At 36.6% G+C, this 10,523-nt stretch carries 8 protein-coding genes, 1 pseudogene and 1 CRISPR repeat array; all 9 genes and pseudogenes read left to right on the plus strand.

Annotated features, from left to right (window positions below; translation table 11 throughout):
• A pseudogene (locus G577_RS12215) lies at window positions 1-317 on the plus strand (IS4-like element ISTeha3 family transposase); the annotation flags it as partial.
• A gap of 282 nt (window positions 318-599) precedes the next feature.
• Window positions 600-3,401, plus strand: a complete 2,802-nt coding sequence (locus G577_RS0108830; RefSeq protein ID WP_051176746.1) for a CRISPR-associated helicase/endonuclease Cas3 — start codon at window positions 600-602, stop codon at window positions 3,399-3,401.
• Window positions 3,388-5,079: a type I-E CRISPR-associated protein Cse1/CasA gene (locus tag G577_RS0108835; protein WP_028790892.1), complete on the plus strand. Its 1,692-nt coding sequence runs from the start codon at window positions 3,388-3,390 to the stop codon at window positions 5,077-5,079. Before G577_RS0108830 ends, G577_RS0108835 begins: the two co-directional genes overlap by 14 nt.
• Before the next feature lies 1 nt (window position 5,080).
• Window positions 5,081-5,689: a type I-E CRISPR-associated protein Cse2/CasB gene (gene casB, locus G577_RS0108840; RefSeq protein WP_028790893.1), complete on the plus strand. Its 609-nt coding sequence runs from the start codon at window positions 5,081-5,083 to the stop codon at window positions 5,687-5,689.
• Window positions 5,686-6,771 carry a type I-E CRISPR-associated protein Cas7/Cse4/CasC gene (gene cas7e / locus G577_RS0108845; protein WP_028790894.1) on the plus strand — a complete coding sequence of 362 codons (1,086 nt, stop codon included), beginning with the start codon at window positions 5,686-5,688 and terminating at the stop codon, window positions 6,769-6,771. The genes casB and cas7e overlap by 4 nt, the downstream gene beginning before the upstream one ends.
• A 1-nt stretch (window position 6,772) precedes the next feature.
• The gene (cas5e, locus tag G577_RS0108850; RefSeq protein WP_028790895.1) at window positions 6,773-7,492 is read left to right on the plus strand and encodes a type I-E CRISPR-associated protein Cas5/CasD; all 720 of its coding nucleotides are present in this window, start codon (window positions 6,773-6,775) and stop codon (window positions 7,490-7,492) included.
• Window position 7,493: 1 nt separating this feature from the next.
• Window positions 7,494-8,129 (plus strand): type I-E CRISPR-associated protein Cas6/Cse3/CasE, encoded by a 636-nt coding sequence (cas6e, locus tag G577_RS0108855; RefSeq protein ID WP_028790896.1) that lies wholly within the window; start codon window positions 7,494-7,496, stop codon window positions 8,127-8,129.
• Window positions 8,130-8,132: 3 nt separating this feature from the next.
• The gene (cas1e, locus tag G577_RS0108860; RefSeq protein ID WP_028790897.1) at window positions 8,133-9,077 is read left to right on the plus strand and encodes a type I-E CRISPR-associated endonuclease Cas1e; all 945 of its coding nucleotides are present in this window, start codon (window positions 8,133-8,135) and stop codon (window positions 9,075-9,077) included.
• On the plus strand, window positions 9,077-9,976 hold the full coding sequence (cas2e, locus tag G577_RS0108865; RefSeq protein WP_028790898.1) for a type I-E CRISPR-associated endoribonuclease Cas2e: 900 nt from the start codon (window positions 9,077-9,079) through the stop codon (window positions 9,974-9,976). Before cas1e ends, cas2e begins: the two co-directional genes overlap by 1 nt.
• 28 nt (window positions 9,977-10,004) lie before the next feature.
• Window positions 10,005-10,521: direct repeats of the CRISPR family, unit length 29 nt; unit sequence TGTCTTTCCCGCATAAGCGGGGGTGATCC.
• The last annotated feature ends 2 nt before the right edge of the window (window positions 10,522-10,523 follow it).

Here is a 10,523-nt window from a genome sequence, read left to right on the forward strand (position 1 = left end):
AAACCCAAACGCGCAATTATCAAGCCTTGATTTGTCATACCACCATTGTGTTCACGCGCTACATCTTATTAAGTTGGCAACAACGCTGTGCCAATGACGAGCGGACCTTAGGCGGCTTATTTTATGAACTTGCTGACCAAATAAAAGAACTTGACTGGTCGGTGGCTTTATTAGAACTAATGGACATTTTGCAAGCAGTCAGTGAAAAAGCGAGTCATAAACTACAAGACTTCATTGAAAGTCAACTGCAGCTCTGGATCGATACGCTGCCCAATTATATCAAGGCTTATCTACCGAATTTGGTGTGCGAAACTTGAGTAATAAAGACTCCAGTATTTTTCTACAGCAAGTAAACAAAGTTACTATATCTAAAGAACTCATAAGAAGCTGAAAAACAAACAAAAATTATTTAATTTTCTTATTGATATTGAAGTATCGTTGATTTTTTTATATTATTACTATAGTTGTTTTTTTAAACAGATACGTAAAATTAAAATAGAATCTTTTTAAAAGCTGTGCGAAAAATGAGATATTACATAAACAAAGAAGAATTAAAAGCTTAAGTTTAGATATCGAAACTAACTTTTTGGTCTATTCTTATGTTTGCGCTTACTTTGAAAAAAAGAGGTGGTTCTATCGTAAATATAAACCCTTACTTATGGGCTAAAAAAACTGAAAAAAATGGGCGTTTTTTATGGTTGCCTTTAAGTCAGCATCTAGAAGATACATATAGAGTTTCTGAAAGATTATGGGAACTTTGGTTAAATAAAGGTCAACGAAAATTAGTTATAGACTCATTAAGCTCCCCCACTGAGGAAAGAGCAAAACAACTTGTACAATTTTTAGCTGCAGTCCACGATATGGCTAAGGCAACCCCGGCTTTCCAGATAAAGAAAGGATTTGCAAACTCTGCTGATCTGGATATTCAATTATTAGAACGACTAGAAAGGAGTGGTTTTAATGGGATTACAAAGTTGAAACTTCCTAGTCCGAATAAGAGTCCTCATGCTTTAGCTGGGGAAACACTGTTGTCATGGTATGGCGTTAATGAAGACGTTCACTCGATTATTAGTGGTCATCATGGAAAACCTGTTGATAGGAAAAAAGAATACGAGCAACAGTCTTCTTATCTTGAAAATTATTTCCAGGAAGAATCGTCCAATTCCCCCATTTATCAAAAGTGGCAAAAAGTACAATATGAGATTTTTCAGTGGGCATTGCAGTCTTCTGGATTTGCGCATATAAGTGATTTGCCGAACATTACCCAGCCGGGCCAAGTGATTTTGTCTGGCTTATTGATCATGTCTGATTGGATAGCAAGTAATGAAGAGTTTTTCCCATTATTGACTATAGATGAGTTGGAAACAGAAGATCAAGAAGTTCGCTTTGCAAATGGATGGAAAAAATGGTTTAAAAGTCTTCCTTGGGAAGAGAAGTTGTATTCAGAACCAGAAGAATTATACACAAAACGTTTTGGATTTAGCACGCCTCGGGATGTACAGAAGAAATTAACAAATATCATCGAAGAAACAGAGGAACCAGGGATTTTTATCTTGGAAGCGCCTATGGGAATTGGAAAAACAGAAGCGTCGTTAGTGGGCGTCGAACAGCTAGCGGCAAAGACCGGACGTAATGGCTTATTTTTTGGTTTACCCACACAGGCAACTTCTAATGGCATATTTCCAAGGGTAAACTCTTGGTTAACTAGCATCAAAGATGAAGTTGGAGAAAATCTTCCGATTCGCTTAGCCCATGGTAAAGCTGCGTTGAACAAAGAGTTTTCCAGTTTAGCTAGAAACGTAGATATTGATGGCGAAGCCAACGGATCGGTTTTTGTTAACGAATGGTTTTCAGGAAGAAAGACATCAGCTTTAGACGATTTTGTTGTCGGGACAGTGGACCAATTTTTACTTCTAGCTTTAAAACAGAAGCACTTAGCTTTGAGACACTTGGGCTTTAGTAAAAAAGTTGTTATTATAGATGAGGTTCATGCTTATGACGCGCATATGGGCCAATATCTAATGCGTGCAGTTCAATGGATGGGAGCTTATGGAGTTCCAGTTCTCATTTTGTCGGCCACTCTACCAGCTAAAAGTCGCAAAAGGTTGATTAAAAGTTATCTTAGAGGTAAGAAAGATCGGGTACAAAAAAGTCAATTAGAAACCGATTTTTTCCAAACAGATGCTTACCCTTTAATTACCTATACGGATGGTAAAGAAGTTAAACAGCTGCAGGATTTTGAAAAAGATAAAACAAAACAGGTCAAGATTTGCCGCTATGATGAAGATGACTTAGAGCAACTACTTAACACTTTAACTCAGAGCGACGGTGTTATTGGAATTATAGTAAATACAGTCAGAAGGGCCCAAGTATTGGCCCGTCGATGCGTGGAGAAATACGGAAGTGAACGTGTTGAATTGTTACACTCTAATTTTATCGCCACTGATCGTATGAAAAAAGAAAATGAATTGTTAGAAATGATTGGAAAAGGAGCTGCTCGTCCTAAACAGAAAATCATCATAGGTACGCAAGTAATGGAGCAATCGTTAGATATTGATTTTGATGTTTTAATTAGTGACTTAGCGCCGATAGATTTATTGATTCAACGTGTAGGTCGCCTTCATCGTCATGATATTCAGCGGCCCAGATCATTTACTAAAGCGACACTCTATATTTTAGGAACCAATCAAGAGTTTGAATTCGAGGACGGCGCAGAATTTATTTATGGAGGCTATCTACTCACTCGTACGCAACATTATTTACCAGACACTTTAGTTTTACCCGATCAAATATCAACATTAGTGCAAAAAGTATATGGAGAAAATGATATCGAAATTTCAGCTAAGTTAGAGAAAAAATATACTGAGATGAAAAAGAAACATGAAGAAAATTTACAAAATAAGAAAGATAAAGCAGATACTTATAAATTGGATGGCCCAGCCCGTAAATCTTCTCGTCGTAAAAATACTTTGATTGGTTGGTTAGATTTTTCTGCTAAAGATAAAAAAGAAGAACATGCCAGTGCACAAGTTCGGGATAGCCAGGATACACTAGAGGTTATTGCTCTTAAAAAGATCGGCGATGGTTATGGCACGTTCGATGAAGCGCATGATTTATCGAATAAAATAGACGACTTTAATACCGCGAAGGAAATCGCCAAACATACTCTTCGGCTGCCTTATGCTCTGAGTTATCCAAGTATAATTGATAGTACCATTGAAATACTTGAGAGAGAAAACAAAAAATATCTTAGTGAGTGGCAAAACCAGTCTTGGTTGAAAGGATCATTAGGTATTGTTTTTAATGAAAATAATGAGTATTATTTAAATGGCTATATTTTACATTATGATTCAAAATTTGGTCTGGTGTATGAAAAGGAGGAAAAAAATGGGGAGATTTAATTTAATTGATGAACCATGGGTTTCTGTCATGATAAATGACAAAGGAGAAACGAAAGAAGTTTCGCTATCAGAAGTTTTTCAAAATGCAAAACAGTATAAAGCTCTGGCAGGAGATAGCCCCACGCAGGATTTTGCGGTTCTTAGAGTGTTATTAGCCATTTTGCACACTGTGTTTTCAAGATTTGATGCCAGAGGCAATACCTATGGTTATTTTGAAGTTGATGAACAGTTGAAACAAACAACGGTTATCGAGGATGAAGATGAGGTAGAGGAGTATGCGGAGGAGCTGTATAACACTTGGATAGAACTGTGGGAGAAAAAGCAGTTTCCACCTATCATCCAAGATTATTTAAAACAATGGCATGAGCACTTTTACTTATTTGATGAAAAATATCCATTTTTTCAAGTAACAGAAAAAATGATGAAACCAGAAAATATTAGTAAAACAAAACCAAGCTCTGTATCAGGAAAAAATATCAATCGTTTAATATCGGAAAGTGGAAATAAAGCTGCACTATTCTCCCCTAAATATGAAGCAAAGAAAAATAAAGAATTGCTAACTGCGCCAGAAATTGCGCGTTGGTTAATTACTTTTCAAGGGTATTCCGGTTTATCCGATAAGGTAATCTTCGGTGATAAAAAATATAAATCTTCGAAAGGTTGGCTTTTTGATATTGGTGGGACTTATCTAGAAGGAAAAAATTTATATGAAACTTTACTCTTAAACCTAGTGCTTGTAGATTCGCAGCAGAAGCAATTAAAAGATATTCAGAAGCCTTTCTGGGAATATTCTGATGAAGAATTAATCCAATGGTATTTTTCAGAAAGAAACATTGATAATATATCAGAATTATATACCAATTGGAGCAGAGCAATTTATATAAACCCAGAATTTGATGTAAGTAAGCCCTTTGAATTTAACATTGTAAAACTCCCTGATATTGCTCACCAAAATCAATTTATAGAACCTATGACAACGTGGCGTTTTAATGAAAGTGGCGAAAATAAAAATACTTATACACCACGAAAACATCAAATTAATCAGTCCATGTGGCGGTCGTTTGGACTAATTACTTTGCCTCACTCAGAAGAAGGAGGACAGAGACGCCCAGGTATTATGGACTGGTTAGACATTATTGATGAAACTATCGAAGAATTCGAAGTGAAAATCCAAGCAGTCAGTATGCAAGATGATGGTAATGCAACTTCATGGGTGCCTGTTAATGAAATTCATGATAGTTTAAAAATTAATGATCTGGTTTTGACTGATGTTGCTCAAGCAGGATGGCTACCGCGTGTCAATGAAGCGGTAGAAACAACCAAAACGGTTATTGGATATACCTATCGAATTTTTATGGAAGATATTAGAGATATCAGGCAGCTTTCTTCCAATCATCAGTTTGTCAACCGCAATGTCGAAGAACTTTATTATGCTGTTGATTTGCCCTTTAGAAACTGGCTATCTTCACTACAGCCCTCTGATTCAAAAGCGGAACAAATATTTAAATGGCATGCGACGCTTAAAAAAATTGTAAATCAACAAGCGGAAAAAGTGTTAGAAAATGCAACCTATCGGGACTATGTCGGAATAGAGTCTGACGGGGAAGTAAAAAATATTATAACGAGTTATAATCGGTTCAAATATTATTTGAATAATAAATTAGAAGAGGAGGGTTAGCGTGGCGGAAGAATTATCTAAAGAACAAACTGTTTTTGCTACTATAGGTAAGATAATTGGAAAACTTGACGAACTCCGAAACAATAGTTCAGGCAAGGCAGCCTTAGCTCATTTACGTAATTCAATTGGTCAACCTTTAAGCGAAACGGTAGACATTTGGCCTATCGTCTTTGAACAAATGCCTGACAGCTTTTTGGGAAGAAGTGGAAGACTCACAAATGAAGAAAGGGCCATATTAACGACCTTACAAATTTATGCCTTACATCAACAAAGTCGCACCGAAAGTGTTAATAAAAGAAGTGAAAAAAGTCAATGGGATAATATAGGAATTTCACTAAAATCGTTGAGGGAAGGTAGTGAAACAGTGGCCATCGATCGACGTTTCAATACGATGATTACGTCTTCATCGTTTGAAGAGCTGACGCATCATCTAAGACAAATGATTCAACTTTTAAAAGCCAAAAATCCAGACATAGCCGTTAATTACGCTCAACTGGGAAATGATTTGTATTGGTTCTTACGAAATAAAGAAGAAAAGGTACGTTTAGACTGGGCGAAAGCCTTTTACAGTAGACAAGAAAGTATAGAAAAAGGAGAAGATGAACTATGACTAATCAACATTTATTTTTAGATATCCACGCAATTCAAACATTACCACCTTCAAACATTAATAGAGATGATACTGGAAGCCCTAAGACAGCACAATATGGAGGAGTGCGCAGAGCACGAGTAAGTTCACAATCTTGGAAAAAAGCAATGCGCGAATATTTCCATAAAAATAGTGCTCAAGCAAATGTTGGAGTGAGGACCTTAGAAATTGTAAGATATATTGCTGACAAAATTAAGAGCTACGATTCCTCAAAAGAAGATAGTGAAGCGATGGAACTTGCAGAAAAGGTTTTAAATAAAGCAAAAGTTAAGACAAAAGACCAACGTGCTAAAGCTTTATTCTTCCTTGGTGACACACAAGCAGAACAGTTAGCCAAAGCCGCTGTAAGCGGGGAAAGTGATCAAAAGCAATTGCAAGAAATTTTACGAGATAATCCCGCAGTTGATATTGCATTGTTTGGGCGTATGGTAGCTGATGATCCTTCACTAAATGAAGATGCGTCCTCTCAAGTAGCTCATGCGATCTCTACTCATGCGGTGCAAACGGAATTTGACTTTTATACAGCTGTTGATGATTTAGCACCAGAAGATAATGCAGGTGCTGGTATGTTAGGTACTTTGGAATTTAATTCTTCCACTCTATATCGTTATGCAAACATAGCAGTTCATGAGCTACTTCAACAACTCCATGACAAGGAGGCTGTTATCAATACTTTACAATTATTTATTGAAGCTTTTTCCAATTCAATGCCTACTGGAAAAGTAAATTCCTATGCAAATCAAACGCTACCTCAAGCAATTGTTGTTACTTTCAGGACAGATCGACCGGTAAATTTAGTTTCGGCATTTGAAGAACCTGTTAAAACTTCAGATGGGAATGTTTCTGCTTCAATCCAAAAGTTATTTAATGAATTAAGAAAAGTTGAGAAGTTTGTTAATGACCCCGAATATACATTTTACTTAACAATGGAAGATGTAGAAAATTTTGACGTCGATGGTGTTAACGAAGAAAATTTAAAAACTTTGTTAGAACATTTTACAGAGGTTACAAATAATTTAATACCTGCTGAGGTGGGTGAATAGTATGAAAACACTATTATTGAAATTTTCCGGTCCATTGCAGTCGTGGGGCACATCTTCTCATTTCGAGACGAGGGAGACAGATCGTTACCCTTCAAAAAGCGCTGTTATAGGTATGGTTGCTGCAAGTTTAGGCTATCGACGTCATGAGGATAAAAAAATTCAAGAGTTAAATGCTTTAGATTTTGGTGTGCGTATTGACCAAGCTGGAGAAAGCTTACGAGACTACCATATTGCAAAAAAATATAAAAATAACGGGGAGATAAATAGAACCTACGTCACTGATCGCTATTATTTAGAAGATGCTATTTTTATCGTAGCCATTGGACACGAAGATGAGCAATTTGTAGAAAAAATTGAACAAGGACTAAAAAATCCTTATTTTCAACCTTTTATGGGACGAAAATCCTTGCCGCTACCTGTAGATTTTTTTATTAAAAGTAGCAAAGAGAGCGTCATTGAAAGTTTGAGCCAGCTCTCCTGGAAAGCAGCAAAATGGTACAAAAAAAGAAGTTCAAACCAATTAACTGCATACGTAGATTCAGATTTAGTATCTGAAGAACCGATGCAAATGCGACAGGATAGGGTAAGGTCCTTTTCACAGAAAAATCGTTCTTTTAGGTTTCGTGGTGAAGCAAAAATTAAAATCGATGTAAAAAGTGAAATGGTGGAAAAGGATGGATTTGCAAGAGAGCACGATGCTTTTGATGCTTTAGGAGGTTAAGATGTATTTATCACAAGTAGAAGTTGACAACAATGACCGATATAAGATTCAAGATTTAACTCATTTAGGAGCCTACCACAATTGGGTGGAGCAAAGTTTTCCAAATGAAGTTGCTTTAACAGAACGTTCGAGGAAACTGTGGCGAATAGATCAATTGAATGGCAAGCAGTATTTATTAGTAGTTAGCTCTGACAAACCTGACTTACAACTACTTGAAACTTATGGGGTGAAAGGAAGTGCTCGTACCAAAGAATATGGTAGTTTCTTGAGTTCATTGGACGATGGGATGAAGGCTCGCTTTAAAGTTGTTTTAAATCCAGTTATTTCAAAAAAACAGGAAGTAAGTAGGAGAGGACGAGTATTCCCGTACTTATCTGAAGAAGATCAACTGAACTTTTTACTTAACCGAGCTGAAAAGAATGGCTTTTTATTGAACGCAGAAGACTTTTTTATTACAGAACGCAGTTTTGAAGTTTTAAAGAAAAGTCGACAAAAAGACCTTCGCTTAAGTAAAGTAACTTATGAAGGAATACTAGAGATTAGTGATGTTCATACCTTTAGAAAAACATTAACAGAAGGACTTGGTAGGAAAAAAGCATATGGATTTGGCATGATGACAGTTATTCCAGGAGTGTAGAGTATGAAAAAACATAACGGAGCTAAAAAAACCGAACTTGATGAATTACCAAGAATTGGTGATCGGGTTACCTTTATTTATATTGAACATGCTAAAATTAACCGACAAGATAGTGCAATAACTGTGTTAGATAGTAAGGGTATTGTTCGTATTCCAGCTTCAATGGTCGGCGTTTTGCTATTGGGGCCAGGAACTGATGTAAGTCATCGAGCAATTGAACTAATCGGAGATACGGGAACAAGTATGGTTTGGGTAGGAGAGCGAGGCGTTAGACATTATGCTCACGGTCGCGCTCTTGCACATTCCAGCCGTTTGTTGGAAAGACAAGCTAATCTTGTATCAAATACACGGTCAAGGTTATCGGTAGCTCGAAAAATGTATCAAATGCGTTTTCCTAATGAGGACGTATCCAATTTGACTATGCAACAATTAAGAGGAAGAGAAGGAGCGAGAGTACGGGAAGTCTATCGAAAGCAATCTAAACTCCATAATGTGGAATGGACAAAAAGAGAGTACAATCCTGATGACTTTGAAGCTGGGACTCCTGTTAATCAAGCTTTATCAGCGGGGCATGTTTCATTGTACGGTCTTGTATACAGTATTATAGTAGCTTTAGGAATGTCGCCTGGTCTAGGATTTGTACATACTGGACATGATTTATCCTTTGTTTATGATATAGCAGACCTTTATAAGGCTGATTTAACTATACCAATTGCTTTTGAAATAGCTGGTGAAAGTCTTCCAGATGAAGATATTGGACGCAAAACTCGGCTGAGAGTGCGTGATGCTTTTGTAGACGGGAAAATCATGAAAACTATCGTTAAAGACTTACAGTATCTTATGGATGTAGAAGCAGAGGAAGAAATGTTTATCGATGTTATTAATCTATGGGACGATAAAGAGGAATTGGTTAAACATGGAGTGAATTACGAAGAGGTGCCACAATAATGCCGTTTACTGTGATTACTTTAAAAAAAGTACCTAATTCGCTTCGAGGAGATTTAACTAAATGGATGCAAGAAATAGCTACTGGCGTTTATGTCGGTAATTTTAATACTAAGGTACGAGGACAATTATGGGAAAGAGTAGTTCAAAGCGTCGGAACTGGAGAAGCTACCATGAGTTACGTTTATCGTAATGAAATAGGTTACCAGTTTGAAACAATAAATACACAACGACAAGTAATCGATTACGATGGAGTTCCACTGGTAATATTGCCAAAGGTGAACGATGAAGTTAGTGAAACTAATTATATAAAAGGTTATAGTAATGCAGCAAAATTTCAAAAAGCTAAGAAATATTCTAAAAAGTATTCACCTACGAACGAGCCAAATTATAAATATGTCGTAATTGACATTGAAACAGATGGACTAGATTATAACGATAATCAAATTATTGAAATCGGAGCAGTTAAGCTGGATGGAGGAAAACTAACAAATTTTCATCGATTAATTAAATACGATAAGGAATTACCAACAGATATTATTAAGTTAACTGGTATCACTCAAGATTTATTAGATGAAAATGGTCAACCTTTAAAGGATTCATTAATGGAGTTTGTAGACTTTATAGAAGATTTTCCTATAGTTGGTTACGGACTTGACTTTGATCTTCGCTTTTTGAATAAATATTTAAAGGATCATGACTTAATAAAGTTATCAAATAAGCCTCATGATTTAATTCGGTATATTAAACGAGAAAAAATGCTTCTCAGTGATTATAAATTAAAAACAGCTTTAGTAAGTTATGGATTTGATGATTATGTACCTCACCGAGCTCTGGAAGATGCGAAAATAATATATCAATTATCGACAAAAGTGAATAAATTTTTGAAAATGGTGAATTAAAAATGCTGTTTTTGTAGGGATCTTTAACTGTCTTTCCCGCATAAGCGGGGGTGATCCTACTCATGCTTGCATTCAATTCCCCACTTTTATGTCTTTCCCGCATAAGCGGGGGTGATCCCCCATTTAAAGCACGCTCATTACTTCGACGGGTGTCTTTCCCGCATAAGCGGGGGTGATCCTCGTTTTGCCATGTTATCCCTACTTTCTAATCTGTCTTTCCCGCATAAGCGGGGGTGATCCTGTCATCAAAAAAATGCAAAAAGAAGTCAAAAAGTCTTTCCCGCATAAGCGGGGGTGATCCTTTTCTTCTAAATAAATGTTATCTTCTCGCTTAGTCTTTCCCGCATAAGCGGGGGTGATCCTACTTGACAATCATTTGTCTTAAAACAATCGAAGTCTTTCCCGCATAAGCGGGGGTGATCCCTTCTTTGTCATATCTCTATAAAAATTTTCTTCGTCTTTCCCGCATAAGCGGGGGTGATCCCTAGGAGGGAATGGCACAGCAGAAATATTATATGTCTTTCCCGCATAAGCGGGGGTGATCCTA

It is taken from the genome of Tetragenococcus muriaticus DSM 15685 (genome assembly GCF_000423785.1).
Classification (GTDB): Bacteria; Bacillota; Bacilli; order Lactobacillales; family Enterococcaceae; genus Tetragenococcus; species Tetragenococcus muriaticus.

Excerpts from the sequence above, each read along its gene's own strand:
- G577_RS0108830 (WP_051176746.1), top strand. The coding sequence starts at position 600 with ATGTTTGCGCTTACTTTGAAAAAAAGAGGTGGTTCTATCGTAAATATA.
- G577_RS0108835 (WP_028790892.1), top strand. The coding sequence starts at position 3,388 with ATGGGGAGATTTAATTTAATTGATGAACCATGGGTTTCTGTCATGATA.
- cas7e (WP_028790894.1), top strand. The coding sequence starts at position 5,686 with ATGACTAATCAACATTTATTTTTAGATATCCACGCAATTCAAACATTA.
- cas5e (WP_028790895.1), top strand. The coding sequence starts at position 6,773 with ATGAAAACACTATTATTGAAATTTTCCGGTCCATTGCAGTCGTGGGGC.
- cas6e (WP_028790896.1), top strand. The coding sequence starts at position 7,494 with ATGTATTTATCACAAGTAGAAGTTGACAACAATGACCGATATAAGATT.
- cas1e (WP_028790897.1), top strand. The coding sequence starts at position 8,133 with ATGAAAAAACATAACGGAGCTAAAAAAACCGAACTTGATGAATTACCA.
- cas2e (WP_028790898.1), top strand. The coding sequence starts at position 9,077 with ATGCCGTTTACTGTGATTACTTTAAAAAAAGTACCTAATTCGCTTCGA.